The sequence below is a fragment of the Streptomyces sp. TAA486 genome, from assembly GCF_000426165.1.
Genome location: NZ_AUEV01000002.1, coordinates 350,012 through 372,913 on the forward strand (window position 1 = coordinate 350,012; position 22,902 = coordinate 372,913).

Annotated in this window: 21 protein-coding genes; 11 read left to right on the forward strand and 10 right to left on the reverse strand. The window is 71.1% G+C overall.

The features are described 5' to 3' along the window. The first annotated feature begins 98 nt into the window (after positions 1 to 98). From I004_RS0105495 to I004_RS0105510, 4 genes are all read left to right on the forward strand, one after another. A complete protein-coding gene (locus tag I004_RS0105495; RefSeq protein WP_028434648.1) occupies positions 99 to 791 on the forward strand; it encodes an FCD domain-containing protein in 693 nt (230 codons plus the stop codon). Beyond that, positions 791 to 2,191, forward strand: a complete 1,401-nt coding sequence (locus I004_RS32425; RefSeq protein WP_078510854.1) for a hypothetical protein — start codon at positions 791 to 793, stop codon at positions 2,189 to 2,191. The genes I004_RS0105495 and I004_RS32425 overlap by 1 nt, the downstream gene beginning before the upstream one ends. Continuing rightward, positions 2,188 to 4,056, forward strand: coding sequence for a GMC family oxidoreductase (locus I004_RS0105505; protein WP_028434649.1), 1,869 nt, complete (start codon positions 2,188 to 2,190; stop codon positions 4,054 to 4,056). Before I004_RS32425 ends, I004_RS0105505 begins: the two co-directional genes overlap by 4 nt. A gap of 86 nt (positions 4,057 to 4,142) precedes the next feature. Then, the gene (locus I004_RS0105510) at positions 4,143 to 4,436 is read left to right on the forward strand and encodes a hypothetical protein (RefSeq protein WP_028434650.1); all 294 of its coding nucleotides are present in this window, start codon (positions 4,143 to 4,145) and stop codon (positions 4,434 to 4,436) included. Positions 4,437 to 4,627: 191 nt separating this feature from the next. On the opposite strand, the gene I004_RS32430 is transcribed toward I004_RS0105510, so the two are convergent. Together I004_RS32430 and I004_RS0105520 are read right to left on the reverse strand one after the other, a co-directional pair. Continuing rightward, the gene (locus I004_RS32430; protein ID WP_051344732.1) at positions 4,628 to 6,250 is read right to left on the reverse strand and encodes an FGGY family carbohydrate kinase; all 1,623 of its coding nucleotides are present in this window, start codon (positions 6,248 to 6,250) and stop codon (positions 4,628 to 4,630) included. A gap of 369 nt (positions 6,251 to 6,619) precedes the next feature. Next, the gene (locus I004_RS0105520; RefSeq protein ID WP_037975257.1) at positions 6,620 to 7,201 is read right to left on the reverse strand and encodes a TIGR03086 family metal-binding protein; all 582 of its coding nucleotides are present in this window, start codon (positions 7,199 to 7,201) and stop codon (positions 6,620 to 6,622) included. A gap of 224 nt (positions 7,202 to 7,425) precedes the next feature. Here I004_RS0105520 and I004_RS32435 point away from each other — a divergent pair, with 224 nt between their 5' ends. Further along, positions 7,426 to 8,550 (forward strand): MBL fold metallo-hydrolase, encoded by a 1,125-nt coding sequence (locus I004_RS32435; protein WP_078510855.1) that lies wholly within the window; start codon positions 7,426 to 7,428, stop codon positions 8,548 to 8,550. Positions 8,551 to 8,588: 38 nt separating this feature from the next. Here the strand turns inward: I004_RS32435 and I004_RS0105530 are convergent, their stop codons facing one another. Beyond that, positions 8,589 to 9,491 carry a Scr1 family TA system antitoxin-like transcriptional regulator gene (locus I004_RS0105530; RefSeq protein ID WP_051344733.1) on the reverse strand — a complete coding sequence of 301 codons (903 nt, stop codon included), beginning with the start codon at positions 9,489 to 9,491 and terminating at the stop codon, positions 8,589 to 8,591. Positions 9,492 to 9,851: 360 nt separating this feature from the next. Between I004_RS0105530 and I004_RS0105535 the strand changes: the two genes are divergently transcribed. Together I004_RS0105535 and I004_RS0105540 are read left to right on the forward strand one after the other, a co-directional pair. After that, positions 9,852 to 11,141 carry an FAD-binding protein gene (locus I004_RS0105535; RefSeq protein WP_028434653.1) on the forward strand — a complete coding sequence of 430 codons (1,290 nt, stop codon included), beginning with the start codon at positions 9,852 to 9,854 and terminating at the stop codon, positions 11,139 to 11,141. A 180-nt stretch (positions 11,142 to 11,321) separates the two neighbouring features. After that, positions 11,322 to 11,951 carry a DUF4230 domain-containing protein gene (locus I004_RS0105540; protein WP_486579802.1) on the forward strand — a complete coding sequence of 210 codons (630 nt, stop codon included), beginning with the start codon at positions 11,322 to 11,324 and terminating at the stop codon, positions 11,949 to 11,951. Here the strand turns inward: I004_RS0105540 and I004_RS39795 are convergent. Beyond that, on the reverse strand, positions 11,926 to 12,435 hold the full coding sequence (locus I004_RS39795; RefSeq protein WP_486579753.1) for a VanZ family protein: 510 nt from the start codon (positions 12,433 to 12,435) through the stop codon (positions 11,926 to 11,928). The two genes, I004_RS0105540 and I004_RS39795, sit on opposite strands and share 26 nt — an antisense overlap. On the opposite strand from I004_RS39795, the gene I004_RS40170 reads away from it, so the two are divergent. Next, positions 12,428 to 12,694, forward strand: coding sequence for a hypothetical protein (locus I004_RS40170; RefSeq protein WP_158677006.1), 267 nt, complete (start codon positions 12,428 to 12,430; stop codon positions 12,692 to 12,694). The genes I004_RS39795 and I004_RS40170 overlap by 8 nt on opposite strands. 76 nt (positions 12,695 to 12,770) lie before the next feature. Here I004_RS40170 and I004_RS0105555 read toward each other — a convergent pair whose 3' ends face one another. From I004_RS0105555 to I004_RS0105575, 5 genes are all read right to left on the reverse strand, one after another. Beyond that, positions 12,771 to 13,577, reverse strand: coding sequence for an SAM-dependent methyltransferase (locus tag I004_RS0105555; protein ID WP_028434657.1), 807 nt, complete (start codon positions 13,575 to 13,577; stop codon positions 12,771 to 12,773). A 90-nt stretch (positions 13,578 to 13,667) separates the two neighbouring features. Beyond that, positions 13,668 to 14,828, reverse strand: a complete 1,161-nt coding sequence (locus I004_RS0105560) for an acyl-CoA dehydrogenase family protein (RefSeq protein ID WP_028434658.1) — start codon at positions 14,826 to 14,828, stop codon at positions 13,668 to 13,670. Further along, complete coding sequence (locus tag I004_RS0105565; protein WP_028434659.1) at positions 14,825 to 16,378, reverse strand: 3-hydroxyacyl-CoA dehydrogenase; 1,554 nt, start codon at positions 16,376 to 16,378, stop codon at positions 14,825 to 14,827. Before I004_RS0105565 ends, I004_RS0105560 begins: the two co-directional genes overlap by 4 nt. A gap of 92 nt (positions 16,379 to 16,470) precedes the next feature. Further along, the gene (locus tag I004_RS0105570) at positions 16,471 to 17,238 is read right to left on the reverse strand and encodes a 3-oxoadipate--succinyl-CoA transferase (protein ID WP_028434660.1); all 768 of its coding nucleotides are present in this window, start codon (positions 17,236 to 17,238) and stop codon (positions 16,471 to 16,473) included. Positions 17,239 to 17,346: 108 nt separating this feature from the next. Then, on the reverse strand, positions 17,347 to 18,294 hold the full coding sequence (locus tag I004_RS0105575; protein WP_037975051.1) for a CoA-transferase: 948 nt from the start codon (positions 18,292 to 18,294) through the stop codon (positions 17,347 to 17,349). Between the two features lie 146 nt (positions 18,295 to 18,440). Here I004_RS0105575 and I004_RS0105580 point away from each other — a divergent pair, with 146 nt between their 5' ends. The 3 genes from I004_RS0105580 (at position 18,441) to I004_RS0105590 (ending at position 22,205) form a co-directional block, all read left to right on the forward strand. Continuing rightward, positions 18,441 to 19,364 (forward strand): LysR family transcriptional regulator, encoded by a 924-nt coding sequence (locus tag I004_RS0105580; protein WP_028434662.1) that lies wholly within the window; start codon positions 18,441 to 18,443, stop codon positions 19,362 to 19,364. Positions 19,365 to 19,484: 120 nt separating this feature from the next. Next, positions 19,485 to 20,717 carry an acetyl-CoA C-acetyltransferase gene (locus I004_RS0105585; protein WP_028434663.1) on the forward strand — a complete coding sequence of 411 codons (1,233 nt, stop codon included), beginning with the start codon at positions 19,485 to 19,487 and terminating at the stop codon, positions 20,715 to 20,717. A 141-nt stretch (positions 20,718 to 20,858) separates the two neighbouring features. Further along, the gene (locus I004_RS0105590; protein WP_028434664.1) at positions 20,859 to 22,205 is read left to right on the forward strand and encodes an MFS transporter; all 1,347 of its coding nucleotides are present in this window, start codon (positions 20,859 to 20,861) and stop codon (positions 22,203 to 22,205) included. Positions 22,206 to 22,303: 98 nt separating this feature from the next. Here the strand turns inward: I004_RS0105590 and I004_RS0105595 are convergent, their stop codons facing one another. After that, positions 22,304 to 22,876 (reverse strand): LAETG motif-containing sortase-dependent surface protein, encoded by a 573-nt coding sequence (locus tag I004_RS0105595; RefSeq protein ID WP_028434665.1) that lies wholly within the window; start codon positions 22,874 to 22,876, stop codon positions 22,304 to 22,306. Positions 22,877 to 22,902 lie beyond the last annotated feature (26 nt).

Sequence of the window (22,902 nt, forward strand, 5' to 3'; positions counted from 1 at the left end):
AACCGGACCTGGCACCTTCCCCGTCCGGACTCTTGTCCCGCCGGACGGTACGTGATTCAGTGGCTCATCCACTGAGTCACTGAGGAAGGTGCCGGGCCGTGGAGACTCTGCCCCGCGAGACGATCGTCGACGTACTGGAGAACAAACTGCGCGAGGAGATCCTCACCGGATCCCATCCCGCGGGGAGTTATCTGCCTCCCGAGCGTGAGCTGGCCGATGGCTACGGCGTCACGCGGACCACGCTCAAGCACGCGTTCGGCCGGCTCGTGCAGTCGGGCCTGCTGGAGACCCGCCACGGAGTCGGCACGCGCGTACGGGACTTCGTACGTCTCGGCGGGGCCGACCTGCTGCCCATGCTGGTCCGGCACAGCCCCGAATGGATGGGCGAGATCTTCGAAGTGCGCCGCAGCGTCGGTGCGTTGATCGCCGAGCGGGCGGCGATGAAGGCGACCACCGGGCAGCGCCAGGAACTGCGGGCGCTGCTGGCCGCGGTCAGGGAGGCCGAGGGCGGAGGCGACGTGCAGCTCGCGGACATCGAGGTGCACCGCGCGCTCGCCCGCGCCACCGGCAACAGGGTCTACACGCTGCTGACCAACACCCTCTTCAACGCCTACCTGCCGATGCGCCAACACCTCGTCGGCCCGTTCCTGGATCCGGACGTGGCGCACGGCCGGCTGGAACCTGTCGTCTCGGCTGTCGGCGCGGGCGACGCGAAGGCGGCGCGTGAGGCGGCGGACGCGTACCTCGCCACCACCGAGCGCATCATGCTCGACGGTCTCGGGATCGCCTGATGGGCGCCCGGGGCACGGTCTTCTCGGAGGTCATGGCCGGTTCCGTCCTTCTGGCCGGAGAGAGCGAGGCGCGCGCGATGCGCCTGGATCTGTCCGTACGGGCGGGCGATGTGCTGCTCCCGCACCGCACCATCCGCGGTGCCGTGACCGGACGGGTGCGCATCGCCGGCTGGGCCGACGACGCCCAGGCCACGGGCGAGTTGGAGATCTCACCGCTCGCCCGTCGCCGCATCCGCTACCGCATCGATTTCACCGCGCAGGGCCGCCGTCACTCCCTCGACGGCTGGAAGTCGATATCCCTGGGCCGGCCCGTGAAGTCGATGACCATCCTGCCGTTCTCCTTCTTCGAGGACGGTGAGGAGGCCGGGAAGGGAACGCTGCGCTTCCCCCTCAGCACGCAGCTGCTTCCCTTCCTGGCCAGCTTCCGCTTCCCGCGTTCCGAGGACCCGGCGGCCCAACTCGCGCCGCGCTGGGACGGATCCGCGGGCCGGACGGAGGTCTGGTACACCACCGTCACCGACCCCGCCACCCGCAGTGGACTGTGGCTGCACCACGAACTCGTCGCACCGGCCGACGGATCGGGCGCCTACGCGCATGGCTGGGTCGCCCGCTTCCCCGCCGACGGCGAAGGCCCGGTCGAGCACGCACGGTTCGGCCCGGAGCCCTGGAAGCAGCAGGCCGAGGCGCGTGGCTTCTCCTCGGACGGCATCGAGGCCGGCCCGGGACGGCTGCGCGGCGCAGCGGGCCCTTTCAGCTGGGACCTGGCCGAACACCCGCAGGACGAGCCGCTGTTCACCTTCCCCCGCTGGTCCTGGCGCCGTCAGCTGCTTCCGGCGGCGCAGATCGTGCCGGCACCGCATGCCTCGTACACGGGGACATTCACCTACGACGGCGGCGAGCTGAGGCTCGACGAGGCGCCCGGGGCGACCGCCCGTATCTACGGGCACGGCAACGCTCGCCGCTGGGCGTGGCTGCACGCGGGGCTCGGCGGCGGCGACGTGCTGGAGATCGTCGCCGCGACCTCGATGCGTCCCGGGCTGCGGCGGCTGCCGCCGCTGGTGTTCCTGCGGCTGCGCAAGGACGGCCGCACCTGGCCGCGCAGGCCGGAGCGCACCGCGGTCGGCTGGGCCGGGCTCGGCCGCTTCAAGGCCAATGTGTCGCTGCCGACGTGGACGGTGGCCGGCCGCTCGGGCCTGCGCCGCATCCGCGTCGAGGTCACCCAGCCCGACGAGCGCACCCTCGCCCTCGACTACACCGATCCCGACGGAAGCGGCGCCGTGTGCCGCAACAGCGAGACGGCGGACGCCCGGATCGTCCTGGAGCGCTGGTGGGGACGGTGGCGCACCGAAGCGGAATGGACCCTGGACGGCACGGCGCACGCGGAGGTGGGTGACCGATGAGCGGTCAGGAACGGCTCGGCGGCCTGGTTGCCGCACTTCTCGCGGACGACGGCAGCAAGGCGTGGCCGGGTGCCGTACCCCGCCGACTGGGCTCCGTGCTCGGCACGATGCCCGCAAGCGCACGTGCCGGCGTCCGGGCGGCGGCAGCCGCCGTCGACGCCTACGCCGCGGTCCGGACCGGCCGCCGCCTGCACGGTCTCACCCCGGATGAGCGCGAGACGGTGCTGGCCTCACTCGCGTCCCGCCGGACGCTGCTGCCTGTGCTGGACGCCGTGAAGGTGCCGGTGATGCTCGCGGCCGGCACGGAACGCATGATCCACGAGGAGCCCGCTCCCCCGCCGGTGTCCGCGCCGGAGGATCCGCCGCTGGACTGCGTGCCGTCCGTGGAGTGGCCGGACAGATCGACGGCCGACGCCGTCGTCATCGGCTCCGGCGCGGGAGGCGCTATCGCGGCCCGCACGCTCGCTCGCGCGGGCATGCGCGTCCTCGTGCTGGAGGAGGGCCGGCGGCACACCACGGCCGAGTTCGGGCGCCGCGCGCCCCTCGACCGGTTCGGGGAGCTCTACCGCGACGGCGGCGGGACCATCGCGCTCGGCAACCCGCCGGTCGTCCTGCCCGTCGGACGGGCCGTCGGCGGCACCACCATCGTCAACTCCGGTACGTGCTACCGCACTCCGGACCATGTGCTGACTCGCTGGCGCGATGCGTACGGGCTGGGCATGGCCGACGCGGACTCCTTCGGTGAATGCCTGGACGAGGTCGAACGCACCCTCCAGGTCGCCACCGCCTCCCTCGACGTCCTCGGCCGCAACGGGCGCACCGCGCTGCTCGGCGCCGAGAAGCTCGGCTGGCAGGCGGCACCGCTGCGCCGCAACGCGACCGACTGCAAGGGCTCCTGCCAGTGCGTCGTCGGCTGCCCCACGGGCGCGAAGCAGAGCGTGCAGCTGTCGGTGCTGCCCGACGCGTGTGCCGCCGGGGCGCGGATCGTCACGGGGGCGTATGTGCAGCGCGTCCTCGTCGAGAAGGACCGGCCGGGCGGCCCGCGGGCGTGCGGTGTCGTCGTACGCCGCCCGGACGGCAGCGAGTTGGAGATCCTCAGCCCACTCGTCGTGGTCGCGGCGGGTGCCCTTCACTCACCGCCGCTGCTGCGCCGGTCAGGCCTGGGCGGCCACCCGCGACTCGGCCGCAACCTGGCGATCCACCCGGCCGCGAGCGTGGCGGGGCGCTTCACGGAGCCCGTCACCGCATGGCGAGGCGTGCTGCAGAGCGTCGGTGTGGAGGAGCTTCACAGCGACGGCATCCTCATCGAGGCGACCGCCGGGCCGCCCGGCATGGGCTCGTTCGTGCTTCCCGGGGTGGGACGTGCCCTGCGCCGGGAGCTGGACGGGGCCGAGTCCCTCGCCACTCTGGGCGCGATGATCGCGGACCTGCCCTCGGGCCGCGTCATGGGAGCCCGCCGTACGCTGCTGCGCTACGACCTGGCACGCCGGGACGGGGAGCGGCTGATGCGGGCCCTCGGAGCGATGGGCAAGGTCCTCTTCGCGGCGGGCGCGGAGGAGGTCCTCACGGGCATCCCCGCCGCCCCGAAGGCGCAGTCGCAGGACCAACTCAAGGAAATGCTCCGGGGGTTGACCGCCAAGCAGCTGCATCTGTCGGCCTTCCACCCCACCGGGACGGTGGCACTGGGCGCCGACGCGCAGACCGCTCCGGCCGACACCGAGGGGCGGTTGCGGGGCGTGCAGGGGGTGCTGATCGCCGACGGTTCCGCGCTGCCCAGCTGCCCGGAGGTGAATCCTCAGCTGACGATCATGGCCACGGCTCTGGCCGTCAGCAGAGCGGCCGCAACGGTGGCACAGAGTGCCTAATCCACCCCCATCGTGCCTACCGGGGTGCGTAGTTGGCACGATGGGGGTGAAGATGTGCGCCGAGCGGTACCGATACGGGGAGAAGGATGAAGAAACGGAAACTGGCGGTTCGTCTCGCCGCACCCTGCGCGCTCGCCATAGGCGCCATAGCCATCCCCTCGGTCGGCGGCACAGCGCAGGCGGGAGCGATCTGCCAGGTGGTGCACGACAAGGCGCCCCGTTACGCGGCTGACGGGACGGACAGCAAGGTCCTCGGCACCATGCGGGCAGGCGAGAAGGTCGCCGCCGCCGGTCCGTTCCGCCTGTGGCGTGTCTCCCGCGCCGACACCGGCAAGCCGCTGGGTCACATGCGTCAGACGGACCTCAACTGCGGGGGTTGAGGTCCGGGATCATACGGCGTCCGGGCGCCTGTCGTCCTGAAACGTCGGCGGATCGCGGCGAGTTGGGGGACTCGCCCGCCGCGCGGGTGGGCGCAGCGAGGTGGGGTCGGGGCAGCGGCAGCCGCGCCTTCACCTCTCCTTCCTGCCCCCTTCCTACCCGGCCACTGCAGGTCCCTCCAGCTGCGGCGTTCTCAGCCTGTCAGGTCCAGTGAGTCCCGCTCTTCCGATTCCCTGGACCTCGCCTGCCGCGGCATGACCCGGGGCAGGAATTGGTCCCGGTAGGCATCGCGGTGCGCTGCCGCGGCTTGGCCGTCGGCCCGTACGGAGTTGGTCGCGGGGCGGATGGAGGCCGGGTCGATGCCGATGGCGGCGCCGCCCCACGCCGCCGCTCCCAGGGCGGGCGCCTCCGGTTCGGTGCAGACCTCGGTGGGCCACGGGGTGACGGCCGCCTTCAGCGCCGTCCAGGTCCGCTGGCGTGTGGAGCCGCCGAGGAGCGTGACGGCGTGCGGCTCGGCTCCCGTCAACTCGGCCTGAACATCGGCCATCCAGCGAGCCTGGTACGCGGCTCCCTCCAGCAGGGCGAGCGCGAGGTCGGCCGGTCCGTGGCGTGCGGCCATGCCGTGCACGGCGAGGCGTGCGGCCGGATCGGGGTGCGGAGCGCTGCGTCCTTGGAGGTAGGGCTCGACGGTGATGCCGCTGGGCAGGGCCGGTCCGTGCCCGTTCACCCGGCGGCCGCAGCGCTCGACGAGACGGGCGAACTGCGCGTAGCGGGTTGCCGGTTGGGGTCCGTCGCCCTGGCCCTGCGCCTGTCCGTCGAGAAAGCGGTCGCAGAACCAATCGACGAGCGCTCCCGAACTCGCCATTCCCGCAAGGGTGATCCAGTGTTCGCCGTCGGCGTGCCGCCCCCAGGACATGCCTTCCGCCGCGGCGGCGGCGCGGTGCGGCGGAGCGTCCGAGACGGTGAGCACGGCCTCGGCGGTGCCCATGGAGTCGGCGGCCAGGCCCGCGCGGCGCGCCCCCGCGATCCACGCGCCCACGAGGTGGTCGTGCCCGGCGACGACGACGTGGGTGCCCGCTCGCAGCCCGAGGCGGCGGGCCGCCGCCCGGGTGACGGGGCCGACGGGGCAGCCGGGCTGATGGACGTGCGGCATCTGTGCGGGGGTCAGTCCGGCCTCGGCGAGGAGTTCGGCGCTCCACCGGCCGAGTGCGGCGCCGTCGGTTCCGGGTTCCCAGGCCATGCTGCGCTGGGCGAACGTCGCGTCGGTGCCGACCCGTCCGGTCAGCGCACGCGCCACGAGGTCGGCGGCGCCCGCCCACTGCCGCATGCGCTTGAGCAGCTCGGGGTGGTGTTCACGCAGCCAGCACCAGCGGGCCAGAGGGACCTTGGCGCTGGGCAGGACGCCGGTGCGTGCGTGCAGTTCCGCCGCGCCGCATCTGCGGCGCAACGTTTCGGCATGCGGGGCGGGCGCCGGGTCGTTCCAGGCGAGTACGGGGCCGAGCGGTGCCCCGTGCCGGTCGAGCGGCACGCCCGTCTCGGCCATGCCGGTCAGTCCGACGGTGTGGGGTGCGCGGCCCGCGGCGCGTACGCAATCGCTGAGTGCTTCGAGGGCCGCGCCGGTCAACTCGTCGGCGTCATGCGTGTGTTGGTCGGGGTTGCGGGGTGTGGCGCGGTGCGCCCGAGCCAGCACGGTGCCGTCGGGGGTGCAGATCAAGGCCTTGCAGTGGGTGCTGCCGATGTCGATACCGGCGAGCAGCGGTGTGCTCGTGCGGGTGTGGGGGGCGGTTCCGATGCGGGGGTTCGATTGGCTTGTCATGTCACCTCCTCCCGGTCCTTACCCTCCCGCCACCCGTCTCCCACGGGACAGGGCCGATGACCCGCCGGGGAGGGCCGGCGGGCACCGGCCTCGGCGGTGCCGCGCCGCCTCCGTGAATCCGGCGCACATGCGGCCCGTGGACGTCCTCGCGGGCACGTCCCCGCAGGTCATGCCGGGATCGGCGGGCTGGGACGCGGGAGGCCGCAGTCGCCGCACCTCCTCGCGGCGCGGGCGCGCGGTGCTGCGCGGGCGGATCGCCGTACAGGCGAGGGAAGCCGGAGGCTCTGACTGTGCTCACCAGGAGCGCAGTCGCAGGCACGCCCCCCGGCGTGTCCGGGCGGGCGTGCCTGCCATCCACCCCGCACCGCGTCAACGAGACGCCGGGCTCCAGTCCGGGCTGCGCCCGCTCAGCGCGACGGCCCGGTCCAGAAGAGGCGCGTGGCCGGGCACCTCGACGACGGGCCCGAAGATGGTGCCCCGCATCTCCATGGAGTCGGCCTGCGAGAGCATGCCGATGGATGCCTCCAGGCTGTCGGCGTCACCGCGGTAGTCCTGGCCAGTGGCGCGCGCCAAGTCCCAGCCGTGCAGGAGCACTTCGTTGAGCGCGACCACGCCGGCGAGATCGCCCGGCAGGGTGACGCCGCCCGCCTGGGTCTCCCCCTCCCAGGCGGACTCGCTGCGCCAGGCGGCGGCGAGTTCGTCGAGCTGGGCGGGCAGCCGGCTGCGCCAGTTCCCCGGGAGCGGCGGCAGACCTCCATCGGGGTTCTGGTCGGTGGAGGCGCCCAGGTTCTTCTTCGCCGCGTCGGTGAAGGCCAGGCTCAGCCCGAGCAGGTGGCTCAGCACATCCCCCACCGAGTACGCCTCGCACGGCGTCGACGCCGCGAGCTGGTCGTCGCCGATTCCGTCGAGCAGCGCCTTCACCTCGCGCGTCTGCGGTCCCAGATCGAGCATCGTCGTCACGTGCACACACCTCTTCCTCCGTGCCTCAGGGGCCCGGGTCAGGCCCGGGGGTCCGGAAGCCCGGGTCCGCGGGTCCGGGGCGGCTCTTCCGCCGGTCTCGCGTGTTGACCCGGCGAGCCCCTGGAACTCATCGCCGGGGAACAAACCGGACGCCGAACAGCGTTCTGGTGGCATCACAAGCCTGTTGCGGTGACATCGGCAGAACGGGAGACCCCATGAGCGGCGTGCTCGGCTTCAATCCCCTCTCTTTCGGCGCGGAGCCCTCGGGCGAGCGGCTGGCCCGCATCGAGCGCTCGCCGAACTACGACGTGGAGGCCGGTGCTTTCCGCAATCCCCTGCCCGCCGGCCGTACGCCCAGAGCCGTGCGGAGCCGGCGGGAGATGTTGCGCGCGCTGTTCAGACGCGAGGGGCGCAGACCCACCGGCCCCATCCCTCTCTCGCGCCCGGATCTGAGCTCGCCCCCGGCCTCAGGGCTGCGTCTGACCTGGCTGGGTCATGCCACCGTCCTCGCCGAGATCGACGGCAGGCGCGTGCTGTTCGATCCGGTGTGGGGCATGCGCTGCTCGCCGTTCTCGTTCATCGGGCCGAAACGGCTGCACGCGGCTCCAGTGTCTCTCGCCGCACTGGGACGGCTCGACGCCGTCGTCATCTCGCACGACCACTACGACCATCTCGATCTGCCCACCATCCGCCAACTCACCGCGAGCGGCGTGGCGTTCGCCGTGCCACTGGGTGTCGGAGCGCACCTGGAGAGGTGGGGCATGACGCCGGATCGGTTCACCGAGCTGGACTGGCACGAGTCGACGGAGATCGCCGGTCTGCGGCTGACGGCCACTCCGGCCCGTCACTTCTGCGGCAGAGGCGTGCGCACTGAGCAGCGCACGCTGTGGGCGTCCTGGACGGTGGCGGGCCCCGAGCACCGGATCTTCCACAGCGGCGACACCGGCTACTTCCCCGGGTTCGCCGAGATCGGCGCGGAGTACGGGCCGTTCCACGCGACGATGATCCAGGTGGGCGCGTACAGCGAGTTCTGGCCGGACATCCACATGATTCCCGAGGACGGGGTGCGCGCCCATCGCGATCTGACGGGCAATGCCGGGGCGTTGCTGCCGATCCACTGGGGCACCTTCAACCTCGCGCCGCATCCCTGGGCGGAGCCCGGTGAGCGGCTCCTGGCCGCCGCGGAGCAGGCGGGTGTGCGGGCCGCGCTGCCGGTGCCGGGCGGCAGCTTCGAACCGTCCGCGCCCGTGCTTCCGCACGCTCCCTGGTGGCAGGACCTCGCAGGTGAGCGGCGCGCCGCGGCATCGGGGCCGATGGGGGCGCAGCTCGGGCGGTCCTGAGACCGCCCGCCGCGCGGTACGTCCCGCCGAGGGCGCTGTCAGAGTTCGTCGAGCATCCGGAGCAGGAAGGCACGGGTCTCCCGTGCCGGTGCGGCGTCGGTCACCAGGCGGTCGACGACGTGGCGGTAGTGGTCGACCTCGCTCGCCTCCGACGGATAGCTGGCCCCGATGAGTTGCTCCAGGTATATGACGTCGGGCAGCTCGCGCTCCGGAAGGCGCAGCAGCGTCACGGGCCCGCCCGCGGCGGCGTGCCCTCCGGCCTCGAAGGGCATGACGTGGATCGTGACGTGCGGGAGTTCGCAGGCAGCGATGAGGTGTTCCAGCTGACCGCGCATCGTCTCGGCGCCGCCGACGCGGCGGCGCAGCGCGGCCTCGTCGATGACGGCCCACAGATGAGGGGGCCGCATGGAGTGGAGGATGCGCTGGCGCAGCATGCGCAGCTCGACGCGGCGCGCGATCTGCATCTCGGGAGCGCCCCGGTGGCCGAGTTCGATGACGGCGCGTGCGTACTCGGGTGTCTGCAGCAGCCCGGGGATGAACTGGACCTCGTAGGTGCGGATGACGCCGGCCGCCTGTTCCAGGCCGAGGAAGGTGTGGAACCACTCGGGCACGACGTCCTGGTAGGCGTGCCACCAGCCGGGGGCGTTCGTCTGCGCCGCGAGGGCCTGCAGGGTGGCGTGTTCCGTCCGGTCGGTGATCCCGTAGATGGTCAGCAGGTCGGTCACGTCCCGCTCGTGGAAACCGCAGCGGCCACGCTCCAGTTGGGCGATGGTCACGTCCGAGGTCTTGATGGCCTCGCCGGCCTCCTGGCGGGATATGTACTGTGCCTCGCGCAGTTTGCGCAACCGCTCCCCCAGCACCAGCCGGGGAACGGCCGGCCCCGGTGGACGTTCCGGGATGCGACGGTCCGGCAGGCCGCCCGAAATCTCAGTGATGCGCATGCCTCAGCTCCCCGTGCTGTGAACGCATGGGTCTCGCCACGGTGACCATGCGTCCGCTCCGGTCCACTCCTCCTCGCGCTGCGCGAGGGGTACGTTTCCACGGCACTGTCCGTCCTCATTCCCGCACATGCCCCTGTCCAGTCCCCGCCACGAAGTCACCCGTAGCGGGACTGTTGCGCAAGTTGCACAAGGGAAGGAATGTACGTTGTGTGGCGTGGATCGGCCAATCCCGGAGGCCGAAAATGTTCCCTCATGGGCGGCGCACCCCGCAACACCGCCGATTCCGGTCAGGCGACGGCGTGTTGACGCCGCGCGCGGGCCGGTATCCGACACACCAGAACTCGATCCAGGAGCCCCCGCGTGACCACTCCCGCTCCCGCGTCCGGCAGCCCCGCACACAATTGGGCGGGCAACACCGTCTTCGGCGCCCGCCGGGTCCTACGTCCCGGATCCGTCGAGGAGTTGCAGCAGATCGTCGCCTCCACGCACCGCGTGCGGGCGCTCGGCAGCGGCCACTCCTTCAACCGCGTCGCCGACACCTCCGGCGACCTCGTGCGGCTCGACGGGCTGCCGCCTGCCGTGGACGTCGACGAGGAGTCCTCGACCGTCACGGTCGGTGCCGGAATGCGGTACGGCGAAGTCGCCGGCATCCTGCACGAGGCCGGGTACGCCCTGGCCAACCTCGCGTCGCTGCCGCACATTTCGGTCGCGGGATGCTGCGCGACGGCCACACACGGCTCGGGCGACTCGGAGAAGTGCCTGGCGGCGGCAGTGACGTCGGTCGAACTCGTCGGGGCGGACGGTGAACTGTCGCTGCTGAGCCGCAGGAACGAACCGCAGCGCTTCCCCGGCGCGGTCGTCGCCCTCGGTGCCCTCGGCATCGTCACCCGGCTCACGCTCCGTGTGGAGCCGGCCTTCGACGTCTCCCAGCACATCTACACGGGCGTGCCCCTCACGGAGGCGGCCGCGCGTTTCGACGAGATCTTCGGGTGCGCTTACAGCGTCAGCGCGTTCACCGACTACCGCAGCGGGGAGGCGCGGGTGTGGGTCAAGCGCCGTGTCACGGAACGGGACGGCAGCGTTCGGCCCCCGGGCTGGGAGGGGCAGACCCCGGCGGACGCCGCACACCACCCGATCCCCGGCATTCCCGCGACGCACTGCACGGAACAGCTCGGCGTACCGGGCCCCTGGTACGAGCGACTGCCGCACTTCCGGCCCGACTTCACGCCCAGCAACGGCGAAGAGCTCCAGTCCGAGCTGCTGTTGCCCCGCGCCGCCGCGGCCGAGGCGCTGGCCGCACTGCGCGCCCTGGGGGACCGCATCGCACCGGTGCTTCAGATCTCCGAGGTGCGCACCGTGGCCGCTGACGACCTGTGGCTCAGCCCCGCCTGGGAACGTGACTGCGTCGCCTTCCACTTCACCTGGGTCAAGGACACGCAGGCGGTGTTGCCGGTGGTCGCGGCGGTCGAGGAGAAGCTGCTGCCGCTGGGCGCGCGGCCCCACTGGGGCAAGTTGACCGCCATGGAGCCGGAGCGGATCGCGGCTTTGTACGAACGGGCCGAGGACTTCCGGCAGTTGGTGCTCGAGCGCGACCCGGGACGCGTCTTCGCCAACGACTTCGTCGACCGGGTCTTCGCGCTGGACAGCTGAGGTGAGCGGGCTGTCGGTCGGCCGGCAACGGGGCGGATCCGCGGGGGTGGCGACCATGAACCGAGGGAACCCGGGGCAACGGGACAGTGTCCGTGAGTTCCACCGGTGGTCCGAAGGGACGGTCAAATGTCACCCGTGCAGCGTCCAGTCGATGCCCGCAGGCGTCCGTCGTGGTGGGTCATGCTTTTCATGGCCTTGATCCTTCTTCTCCTGCTCCTTCTGCTCGCGGGGGTGTTCAACCTCCTGCCGAAGGCGACGAACCCGTTCGGGACGGAGACCAAGGACCGCACCGGGCCCGTGCTGCTCAAGTCGATCCAGGACATGAGCCGTTACGAGGCGGCGTCGGGCAGTTTCCAGGTCGTCGTCGACCTGGACAAGGATGCGAAGTTCCTGCCGGACGCGGTGCGCGGCAACCGCACTCTCTTCGTCGGCAAGGGCGATGTGGGTGCGTTCGTGGACCTGGGCGACGTCGGCGAGGACCAGGTCAAGGTCAGCCGCGACCGTACGGAAGCCACCGTGAAACTCCCCCACGCCCGACTGGAGAAGCCCGCGCTGGACGCGGATCGCTCGTACGCGGTGACGAAGGAGCGCGGTCTGCTCGACCGGCTCGGCGATGTGTTCTCCGACAATCCGAACGACGAGCGCGAGGTGCACAAGCTCGCCGAGGACCACATCGGTGAGGCCGCGAAGAAGAGCGACCTCACCGACCGGGCGGAGAAGAACACCCGGAACATGCTGCGGGAGCTGCTTGTCTCGCTGGGCTACGAGAAGGTGTCGGTCCAGTTCACGGACGGCCACGCGAAGCGCTGAGAGAGAAGCGGTGCCACCAGTGGGGCCGCCGCGGATGCACCGCGCGTCCGAGGCGGCGCCCGATGATCAGGTAGCCGAGCACGGCACCGGTGCTGTTGAGGATGACGTCGTCGATGTCGAAGGCGCGGCCCTGGACGAGGGCTCCCTGCACCAGCTCCACCGCCAGCATGACCACCGCCGTCGCCAGCATCACGCGCACCAGCCCGCGGAGGCGGGGCACCAGGGCAGGCAGCAGCGCGCCGAAGGGCATGCCGAGCACGATGTTTCCGCCGAGCTGCTTGATCGTGTCGCGCAGCGCGGGCTGCTGGAGGTAGTTGCGGATCGAGTCGCCGGGTCGCAGGTTGCTGTGGGTGAGCGACTCGGAGGCGGCCGAGGGCCCCAGCGTCAGCTTGGAGAGGACGACCGCGAAGCCGACCATCGCCACGAACGCGACCAGCAGGATCAGCACGCGCCATACGGCCGGGAGCTGGTGCTTGGTGAGCACGGTCTCGCGGGCGGTCCGTGTGCGGGCCGTGGTCTTCTTCTTGGGGGCGCTCTTCGCGGTCTTCTTCGGCCTCGCGGCAGTTGACCGCTTCGATGTGCTTTTTGCCGTTTTCTTCGCTGTGCTCTTCGTCCCGGTCGTCGTCTTCCTGGACGTCTTCTTCGTCGCTGCGCGCCCGCTGTTCCCGTTCGCGGCCGCCTTCGCCTTTCTCCTCATCTCGGTCAGAAAGTTCGCCATCTGCTTGCACCCCCGGAGGGCCTAGGTACTGTCTGGCCAGCAGTTACCCCCGGCAGGGCGAAGCATGCGCGGCCGCGTCCGGGCCGGCGCGGCCCACGTGATCAGGGCTTGCGCGCGACCCCTCCGTAGACCGGGAACTCCGCGTCGGTGATGTCAGGCTGGGACTCGCCGTCGTCGGGCCGCCACCGGTGGGCCACCACGACGCCCGGGTCGACGAGTTCGAGCCCGTCGAAGAAGCGGCTCACCTCCGAGCTGGAGCGGATCTGGCCCTCCGCGACGGACGACTGGTACGCCTCGGCGACGCGTGTGAGCAGATCCGGGTCGAAGTCGGCGGTGGCGTGCGAGACGACCAGGTAACTGCCGGACGGAAGCGCGTCCATGAGCTTGCGGACGATGTCGTAGGCGCCCCGCTCGTCGGTGATGAAATGCAGCAGTGCGATCAGCGACAGCGCGACGGGACGGCCGAGGTCGAGGGTCTCCCGCAGTTCGGGGGCCTCGAGGATGGTCTCGGGTTCGGTGAAGTCGGCGTGAACGTAGGCCGTGCGGCCCTCGGGTGTGCCGCTCAGCAGTTCCTGTCCGTGCCGGAGCACGATCGGGTCGTTGTCGACGTAGACGACCCTTGTCCCGGGCGCGACCGCCTGGGCGACCTGATGGAGGTTGGGCTCCGTCGGTATTCCCGAGCCGATGTCCAGGAACTGCCGTATGCCCGCCTCACGCGCGAGCCAGCGCGTTGCCCTGTGCATGAACTCGCGGTTGAGCCGGGCGCCGAGCAGCACGCCGGGCCACACCTGCACGACCCGGTCGCCGGCGGCCACGTCGGCCTCGTAGTGCGTCTTGCCGTTCAGCCAGTAGTCGTAGACACGGGCCGGGTGGGGCCTGCTGGTGTCGATCTCGTCTTTCGCGGTCACTGCTCTCCCCTACGCGCGCGGTCGCCGGCGACACACCTTCTCACCGATGGCTCTCCGCGACAGCTCCTGAACCGGCCGTAAGTCGAGTTCTCACGTCATCGCGTTCACACCGGTCAGGCTCCGGCCGATGATCAGCTTCTGGACCTGGCTGGTGCCTTCGTAGAGCGTGAGCACTCGCGCGTCCCTCAGGTACTTGCCGACGGGGTACTCGTCAATGAAGCCGTAACCGCCGAACGTCTGCAGGCAATTGTTGCTGACCCGCACGGCGGCCTCGCTCGCGTGGTATTTGGCGATGGAGGCGTCCGTCGCATACTCCTTCGGCGAGACGCCCGCGTCGGCCATCCTCGCCACCTGGTGGGTGAGCAGCCGCGCCGCCCGTATGTCCACCTCGGAGTCGGCCAGCAGCTCCTGGACCAGCTGGAACGAGGCCACGGGCCTGCCGAACTGCTCCCGCTGCGTGGCGTATTCGACGGCGGCGTCGAGCGCGGCCTGGGCCAGTCCGACAGCGCCCGCCGCCACGGAAATGCGGCCGCGGGAGAGCGCGCCGAGCGCGATGCCGAGGCCGCGGTCCACCGCACCGAGACGAGCGGAGTCCGGCACCCGCACGCCCTCGAAGGCGAGTTCGGCCGTGGCCTGGCCGCGCAGGCCGAGCTTGCCGTGGATCTCCGTGGCGGTCAGACCTGGGGCGGCGGTGGGCACCAGGAATGCGGTGATGCCGCTCTCGCTGGTGCGGGCGAAGGTCAGCGCGACGTCGGCGACGGTGCCGTTGGTGATGAACATCTTGCCGCCGTCGATGATCCAGTCGTTGCCGTCACGCGTGGCCCGCGTGGTCAGGGAGCCGGCGTCGGAGCCGGTGCCCGGTTCGGTCAGCGCGAAGCAGCCGAGGGCGTCGCCGCTGACCAGCCGCGGTATCCACTCCTCGCGCTGTGCCTCGGTGCCGTGCGCGGCGATGGTCTTCGTCACCAGACCGAGGGAGACCGAGACGATGCCACGCACCGACGAGTCGCCGCGCCCCAGTTCCTCGGTCGCCAGGACGTAGGAGAGCAGGTCGGCCTCCACGCCGCCGTAGCGCTCGGGGACGGTCAGGCCGAGGAAGCCCAGTTCTCCCAGGCGCTTGGGGATGCCCGGGTCGACGCGTTCGGCGCGGTCCCATTCGCGGGCGTGCGGTGCGATCTCCCGGTCGACGAAGTCCGCGGCCATCGCGCGGATGTCGCGCTGCGTCTCCGTGAGGCCGAAGTCCCTGCTCGTCATGGGGAGTTCTCCTGAGTCTGCCGGTCGATCGGGAGGTCCGGGGCCGTCAGCGGCAGGCCGAGTTGCGCGCGTTCCCTGACCCAGCGCGTCGGCCTGTACCGGGGGTCGCCCGTAGTGGCCAGAAGTGTGCGCTGCAGGGCGAACATCCGGGCGGCGCCGATGCGTTCGCCCCACGCCAGCGGCCCGTGCGGGTAGCCGAGGCCCGCAGTGACCGCCAGGTCGATGTCCGCGGGCGACGCGATGTGACGTTCCGCGATGGAGGCCGCCACCGAGACGATGGAGGCCAGCAGGCGCTGAGCAACGGAGCCCGCGGTGTCCCGTACGACCGTGACCGGCGCTCCGGCGGAGGCGAGCACGGCGGCCGCGTCCCGGACTGCTTCGGGCCCCGTCGCCGGTGTCACCGCGAGCACGAGACGTCCCGTGTCCAGTGAGAGCGGGTCGATGCCGAGGGTGCGGGCCGCGGGCAGGCCCTGCTCGGCCACCGCCTCGGCGACCGTGCCGCCCCACGTGGGCACGAGCAGGAGAGGCTCGGTACCGGAGCCGCCGGCCGCTCCCCCGGGCCCGGAGCGGCTGCCGAGCAGGCTCCGTACGGCGTCGGTGTCCGGTCCCTCGCCGACGACCTCCACCCCGCGGGAGGCGTCGCCGCCCACGGGGGGCGCCGTGGGTGCGGCGGCATCGCCGGGGGCGTCGGGACCGTAGGCGTAGAAGCCGCGTCCGGTCTTGCGTCCGTGCAGTCCGGCGGTGACCCGGTTCGCCGTGAGGTACGAGGGGCGCAGCCGGTCGGAGTGGCGGAATCCGCGCCAGATGGTGTCGATGACGGAGGCGGTGACGTCGAGGCCGGTGAGGTCCATGAGTTCGAACGGGCCCATGCGCAGGCCCAGGACGTCGCGGGCGATCGCGTCAAGGTCCGCGGGCGGGGCGACGGACTCCTCCAGCAGCGCCAGTGCCTCGGTGACCAGACCTCGCCCCGCGTGGTTGACGAGGAAGCCCGGAGTGTCCGCCACGGTCACCGCCCGGTGTCCGCAGCCCTCGACGAACGCGGCAAGGAATCCGGGGACGTCCTCGCGGGTGGCGGCGCCCGGCACGACTTCCGCGATCTTCATCAGCGGTACGGGGTTGAAGAAGTGCAGCCCGCCGAGGCGGGCGGGGTCGCCGAGCCGTGCGCCGATCTCGGTGACGGACAGCGAGGAGGTGTTGGTCGCGAAGACGGTGGTCTCCGGCAACACCTTCGCCAGCTCCGTGAAGACTGCGGCCTTCGTCTCCAGGTCCTCCCGAACGGCCTCGACGACGAGTGCGGGCGCGGAGTCCTCGCCGTCGGGCGCCGCGAAGGGCGAGGCGAGCGGCACCAGGCGCTCCCGGGCGGCGTCCGCGTCGTCCTGGCTCATCCGGCCCTTCTGCACGGCACGCTCCAGCATGCCGGCCACGAACGTGACGGCTTCGGTGACCGACTCCTCGCGCGCGTCGGCGAGTTCGACGGTGTGCCCTGCCGTGGCGGCCCACTGTGCGATGCCGCGGCCCATGACGCCCGTACCGACGATTCTGATGCGCATGCCTTCTCCGTCTCCGCTCCCCCGGACGCGCCGCCGCCCCGGCCCCTCCCGGCCGGACGGCGCTCGTCCCGTTGTCGTCCCTGGGCGTCCCGTCAGCGCAGATACACGCGCTCGGGGTCCACATCTTCGCGCAGCAGGGCCAGTTCGTCCGCCGAGGGCGGCTCGATGACGCTGAGGTCGCCGGCGACCTGAAGGTCCCAGCCGGTGTTCGCCTTCACGTCCTCGGCCGTCACACCGGGGTGCAGGGCGGCCAGTTTCAGCTCCTCGCCGACGCCTTCGCGCGCAAGGATGCCCAACTCCGTGATGACGCGGGTGACTCCGGCTCCCAGCGGGCGGATGCCGTCGGCGAGGGCACGGTCCGGGCCCGGCGAGGTGCAGAAGTCGAGCTCCTCCATGAAGGAGCGCTGGTCGTGGCGGCGCATGACGACGAACACCTCACGGGAGCTGGCCATGACCTCGTTCGCACCGCCCGATCCGGGCAGCCGGGCCTTGGGGTGGTGCCAGTCGCCGATGACGGACGAGTTGAGGTTGCCCCACTTGTCGATCTGGGCGGCGCCGAGGAAGCCGACGTCGATGTGGCCGCCCTGGAGGACGGACCCGAAGAGCGTAGGCATCGGAATCACCGCTTCAGCCCCGGTGATGAGTACGGCGTCGGCGATGGTCTCGGGCAGGTGCGAGGGGTGCGCGCCGCACACCCCTGACTCGTAGACGATCTCCAGCTTGGGCGCGACGGTGAGGTGCGCGAGGGAGGCGGCCAGTGTGGGCAGCCCGATTCCGGCGAACACCGTGCGCCTGGCCGCGAGTTCACGGGAGGCGACAACGGACAGCAGTTCGGAGGAGGTCACGGTGTCGGTGGTCATCTGCGGCTCACTTCCGTGTGCGGAGGTGCGGGATACGGATTCGGGACTGCGGCGGCATCGGGTGCGTGGCCGCGGCCGGTTGCGGGGCCGGGCGGTCGCCGGGCCGGGTCAGAGCCTGCGGCCGTAGTTGACCGGCAGGCTCATCGCCTCTCCGACGGCGAGCCCTTCCCAGAACTCCTCGCCGAGCTTGGCGACGTACTCGGCGTGGTCGGCGGTCCCGTGGACCCACTCCTCCAGCCAGGCGGTCAGCCGCTCCTTGTCCTTGCTGATCGCCGACCAGGAGCGGTAGAAGGCGTTGTCGCGGTCGTAGTAGCCCTGGGCGAAGGAAGGGTGTGCACCGCGGGGGCAGACGACGACGGCGTCCACGGCGTGCGCCGGGATGACGGTGCGGTTCGGGTCGGAGCGTACGACCGCGTCCTCGACGACCTCCTCCACGACGACGACGGCCTTGCTCGCCGCGTACACGGCCTCGGCCTGGACGCCGGTCAGGCCCCAGATCTGGGTGTTCCCTGAGCGGTCGGCGCGCTGCGCGTGCACGATCGTCACGTCCGGGTTGACGGGCGGCACGACGTAGATCTGCTCGGTCTCGCCGTCCGGGCCGGGGTAGGGCGAAGTGACCTTGCGCAGCGCCGGGTTGACGCCCGGCAGGTCGCTGCCGCCGTAGCTGCGCAACGGGTAGAAGGGCAGCCGCTGCGCTCCTGCGATGTAGCGGCAGATCATCCCGTAGTGGCTGTACTCCTCGAAGGCGAGCGGCTCGGGGTCGTCGTTCTCCACGCGGCGGCGCAGCTCGCCCAGGGAGCCCGCGGAGGAGTTGCCGACGAAGGAGGAGACCAGCCGCGATACGCAGCCCGATGCCAGCATCTGGTCGACGACGATGTCGGCGGTCATGCGGATCACTGTCAGGTCGCGGCGGCCCTGGCGGATGATCTCGTGGCCCGCCGCGGTCGGTATGAGGTGCGTGAAGCCTTCGAGGGCGACGGTGTCACCGTCACTGACATAGGTCGCGACGGCCTCCCGCATCGTCATCGTCTTGTCCACGGCGGTCTCCACGGCCATCTCCAGATCTCCTCGGTGCGCCTCGGCGCCGCTCGTCACGGCACGCCCAGCACTACGCTCCCACCCTCCATTGATTGGCGTCCAATACCGAATTAAGGTCAGTTTGAGACGCGAAACTGATAACTGGCCGACGGGAGCGTGCCGACGTGGAACTGCGCTACCTCTCCTCCTTCGTCGCTGTCGCCGAGGAGCTGCACTTCGGACGTGCTGCCAGGCGGCTCCAGATGGCACAGCCGCCGCTGAGCCAGCAAATCCGGCAGCTGGAGAAGGAGCTGGGGGTTCAGCTCTTCGAACGCAGCACGCGCTCGGTGCGGCTGACGAGCGCCGGCGAGGCGTTCCTCAAGCCCGTCCGCACGGTCCTGGAGGACATCGACATCGCGACGCGGGTGGCCAAGGCCGCCGGACGCGGGGAGTACGGGCGCGTCCGGGTCGGTTTCGCCGGCGCTTCCAGCCATACGACGCTGCCCCGGCTCACCCGTGCCGTACGGGCGGCGCACCCCGGCATCGAGCTGGTCATGCTGGGTCAGACGTATGCGAACAGGGCGGCGGCACGGGTCGCCGACGGCACGCTCGACCTGGGCTTCGTACGACTTCCGTTGAACCGGCCGGGAGTAGAGCACCGTGTGATCGCCGAGGAGGAGCTGGTGTGCGCGCTGCCCTCGGACCACCCCCTCGCCCGCCACGGGCGCATCTCCGTGGGCGACCTGGCGGAGGAGCCGTTCGTCAGCTTTCCGGCCCGTACGGGTTCCAGCCTGCGCGACGTCACGCTGGAGACGTGCGAGCACAGCGGCTTCCACCCGCGGATCGTGCAGGAGGCCCCCGACTCGTACACGATCCTCGCGCTGGTGGCGATGGGGGTCGGGGTGACGCTGACGCTCACCTCCTGCATGCACATCCAGCAGACCGGCCTTGTCTACCGTCCGCTGACCGGACAGCCCGTGGTGCTCCAGGCGGCGCTGGCATGGCGTACGGACAACCCGTCGGCTGCGCTGCGCAGCGTCCTGGACGTCGCGGCGGACGCGCTGCCCCCGCCGGGTTCCGTGACCGCCGGGGGCTCGGGCGGCGATTGAGTACGCCCGCGTATCAGTGCGAGGCGAATCGGATATTGGACCGGAAAAGTGTGCGGTGGAAGGGTCGTGGCCAAGCGCCGTCCCCCTGCCCGCGACCGCAATCAGCCAGGAAGGCCCCCCATGTCAGCCCCCACGCCGGATCGCACCGATGTCGTCATCTGCCACCCCCTTCGCACACCGATCGGACGCTTCGGCGGCGCCCTGGCAGGTCAGCGGCCCGCCGCGCTGGCGGCACGCGTCATCTCGGAGGTCGTCGCGCGCAGCGGCGTCGACGGATCGCAGGTCGACGAGGTGATCCTCGGCCACGCCTATCCGAGCGCCGAGGCCCCGGCCATCGGACGGGTCGCCGCCCTGGACGCCGGGCTGCCGGACTCGGTCACCGGCATTCAGATCGACCGGCGCTGCGGTTCGGGGCTCCAGGCGGTGCTGGACGCCGCGATGCAGATACGGGCCGGGTTCAGCGAGATCGTGATCGCGGGCGGCGTCGATGTGATGAGCGCGGCGCCCTACTACACCCACGACGGCCGCTGGGGCATCAAGGGCCCCGGTCTCCAGCTGCACGACGCCCTCGCCCGCGGACGTGTCACGGCGGGCGGCGAGCACCACCCCGTGCCCGGCGGCATGATCGAGACGGCGGAGAACCTGCGCCGTGAGTACGCCGTCTCCCGTGAGGACCAGGACGCTTTGGCGCTGCGTTCGCAGCAGCGTGCCGCCCGCGCCATGGAGGAGGGCTGGTTCGCCGAGGAGATCGTGCCCGTGACGGTGCGGGGACGTAAGGGCGAGAGCACCGTGTCCGTGGACGAACACCCGCGGCCGGACACGACGGCGGAACAACTGGCCGCGCTGCGCCCGGTGATGGGCAAGGCCGACCCGGAGTCGACGGTCACCGCCGGCAACGCCAGCGGGCAGAACGACGCCGCCGCCGCGTGCCTGGTCACCACGGCCGCGACAGCCGAGCGCCTCGGCCTGACACCGATGGTGCGGCTGGTCTCCTTCGCCCGTAGGGGAGTTCCGGCGAAGACGATGGGGATCGGCCCGGTGGGCGCGACGAAGGCGGCCCTGGAGCGGGCCGGGCTGTCCGAGTCCGACCTGGACCTGATCGAGCTCAACGAGGCCTTCGCTGCCCAAGTCCTCGCCTGTACACGTGAGTTGGGATGGACGGAGAAGGACCACGAGGAGCGGATCAACGTGTGCGGCTCCGGCATCTCACTGGGCCACCCGGTGGGCGCCACCGGCGCGCGGATCCTCACGACACTGGCGCACCACATGCACCGCACGCAGGCGCGGTACGGGCTGGAGACGATGTGCATCGGCGGCGGGCAGGGCCTCGCCGCGGTCTTCGAGCGCTATTGATATCTGCACGGTCTCACTGCGGCAGTCATTCGGTATTGGACCCGTCTAGGTCGGGGCTGGCACGCTGACCGGCATCCCACCTTCACACAAGGCGGGCGGCGTGCCCCGCCGCCCGCCCATGTCCTCACCCGGAGCCGCCGCATGAGCGCCTCGCTCGCTCAGGACCAGAGAAGGACCGCGAACCGCGCAGGATTCGGAGCCTTCATCGGCTCCACGATCGAGTGGTTCGACTTCTACATCTACGGAACCGCCTCCGCCCTCGTCTTCGACAAGGTCTTCTTCCCCCAACTCGAGGGCGCCATCGGCACGCTCGTCGCGTTCGCCACGTTCTGGGTCGGCTTCCTCGCCCGCCCGCTGGGGGGCATCGTCTTCGGGCACATCGGCGACCGGGTCGGCCGCAAGAACACGCTGATCATCACGCTGCTGCTGATGGGTGTCTCGACCACCCTGATCGGCGTGCTGCCCGGCTACGCCTCCATCGGAGTCGCCGCTCCCGTCCTGCTGGTGACGATCCGCATGATCCAGGGCATCGGGCTGGGCGGTGAATGGGGCGGCGCCGTCCTGATCGCCTCCGAGCACGCGCCCAAGGGCAAGTCGGTTCTCTACGGCGCCTTCGCGCAGCAGGGTTCCCCCGTCGGCAACACCCTCAGCACGGTGGCCTTCCTCGCCGTGAGCGCGCTCCCGGAGCCCGAATTCCTCAGCTGGGGCTGGAGGATACCGTTCCTCGCCTCCGCCCTGCTCGTCGTCGTGGGCCTCTTCCTGCGCATGAAGGTCACCGAATCACCGGCGATGGCCAAGTTGATCGAGGACCGGGGCGTCGCGAAGCTGCCGCTGAAGGAGGTGCTGCGCACCTGCCCGGGCCTCATCGCGCTCGGCATCGGCGCCTGCACCATCGGGCTGTCGGCCACCTATTTCAAGTCGACGTTCGCGCTCTCGTGGGCGACGTCCAGCCTTGATTTCGACCGCAGTTCGTTCCTCACGATCATCCTGGTCGCGAACATCACGCAGATCGTGGTGCAGCCCTTCGGTGCCGTCCTCGCCACCCGGATGGGCAACTGGTCGCGAGCGGTGAGCATCATGCTGCTGCCCGAACTGGTCCTGATGCCGCTGATGTTCATCCTGATCGGCACGGAGAACTACTGGCTGGCGATGCTCGGCGTGTCGGTGGCGACCGTCCCGCACTGCCTCTACTACGCGGCACTGGCCGGCATGCTGGCCAGCCGCTTCCCCGCCAACGTCCGCTACACCGGCATCTCTCTGTGCTACCAGCTGTGCGGCACGCTGCTCGGCGGCACCACACCCGTCGTCGGACAGTTCCTGCTGAACCGTACGGGCTCGATCACCGCCGTGATCTGCTACGCGGTCCTCCAGGTGCTCCTCACCCTGGGCTGCATGCTGTTGCTGCTCAAGCGGCCCGACCATGACCGGCCTTCGCAGGAGACCCAGGAGACGGAGGCCGGCCCGCGGTCCAGGGCTGTCACCGTCTGACCCGGCACGACAGTCACCCCTCACACAACCAGGGCCCGGCAGCGATCACTTGGCTGCCGGGCCCTCGTCGGGCTTGCTGAAGAACTCGCGGGACGGACTCAGTCCTGCGCGGCGCGGCGCTTGCGCGCGACCACGACCAGGCCGGCACCCGCGACCAGGACGACACCGGCGGCACCGGCGATCATCGGGGTGGCGCTGGAGGCACCGGTCTCGGCGAGGTCGTCGCCTCCGCCCTGGGGAGCGGTGCTGGGCTCCGACGGCGCCGGGGCCTCGCTGGACTCGCTGGGCGAGGGGGCGGGCTCGCTGGGCGAGGGGGACTCCTCGCACACCGGCGACATCTTGGTCTCGTTGACGTCGAACTTGTCGTCGTCAACGGCGTCGATCGCCAGGCGCAGTTCGAGCGGAGAGGTGTGCTTGGGCAGCTTCACCTTCTTGTCGAAGGTCTTGCCGAAAGTCTCGTTCACCAGGGTCTTGTCACCCGCGGTGATCTTGATGGTGTTGCCCTGTTCGCTGTAGTTCTCCAGGTGGATGCTCGTCGTGTAGCAGTCCACCTCCCAGCCCGGCACGTGGGCGGAGGCCGGCGTGGCGACGAACATCCCGGCACCGACGAGAGCGGCAGCACCCGTGGCGACGGCGGCGGTGCGGTGCCATCTGTGACGTATAGCGGTCATGATCTCCCTCTGAGGATGAAGAAGTG

Excerpts from the sequence above, each read along its gene's own strand:
- I004_RS32425 (WP_078510854.1), top strand. The coding sequence starts at position 791 with ATGGGCGCCCGGGGCACGGTCTTCTCGGAGGTCATGGCCGGTTCCGTC.
- I004_RS0105505 (WP_028434649.1), top strand. The coding sequence starts at position 2,188 with ATGAGCGGTCAGGAACGGCTCGGCGGCCTGGTTGCCGCACTTCTCGCG.
- I004_RS0105510 (WP_028434650.1), top strand. The coding sequence starts at position 4,143 with ATGAAGAAACGGAAACTGGCGGTTCGTCTCGCCGCACCCTGCGCGCTC.
- I004_RS32430 (WP_051344732.1), bottom strand. The coding sequence starts at position 6,250 with ATGACAAGCCAATCGAACCCCCGCATCGGAACCGCCCCCCACACCCGC.
- I004_RS0105520 (WP_037975257.1), bottom strand. The coding sequence starts at position 7,201 with ATGCTCGATCTGGGACCGCAGACGCGCGAGGTGAAGGCGCTGCTCGAC.
- I004_RS32435 (WP_078510855.1), top strand. The coding sequence starts at position 7,426 with ATGAGCGGCGTGCTCGGCTTCAATCCCCTCTCTTTCGGCGCGGAGCCC.
- I004_RS0105530 (WP_051344733.1), bottom strand. The coding sequence starts at position 9,491 with ATGCGCATCACTGAGATTTCGGGCGGCCTGCCGGACCGTCGCATCCCG.
- I004_RS0105540 (WP_486579802.1), top strand. The coding sequence starts at position 11,322 with ATGCTTTTCATGGCCTTGATCCTTCTTCTCCTGCTCCTTCTGCTCGCG.
- I004_RS0105560 (WP_028434658.1), bottom strand. The coding sequence starts at position 14,828 with ATGACGAGCAGGGACTTCGGCCTCACGGAGACGCAGCGCGACATCCGC.
- I004_RS0105565 (WP_028434659.1), bottom strand. The coding sequence starts at position 16,378 with ATGCGCATCAGAATCGTCGGTACGGGCGTCATGGGCCGCGGCATCGCA.
- I004_RS0105570 (WP_028434660.1), bottom strand. The coding sequence starts at position 17,238 with ATGACCACCGACACCGTGACCTCCTCCGAACTGCTGTCCGTTGTCGCC.
- I004_RS0105575 (WP_037975051.1), bottom strand. The coding sequence starts at position 18,294 with ATGGCCGTGGAGACCGCCGTGGACAAGACGATGACGATGCGGGAGGCC.
- I004_RS0105585 (WP_028434663.1), top strand. The coding sequence starts at position 19,485 with ATGTCAGCCCCCACGCCGGATCGCACCGATGTCGTCATCTGCCACCCC.
- I004_RS0105590 (WP_028434664.1), top strand. The coding sequence starts at position 20,859 with ATGAGCGCCTCGCTCGCTCAGGACCAGAGAAGGACCGCGAACCGCGCA.
- I004_RS0105595 (WP_028434665.1), bottom strand. The coding sequence starts at position 22,876 with ATGACCGCTATACGTCACAGATGGCACCGCACCGCCGCCGTCGCCACG.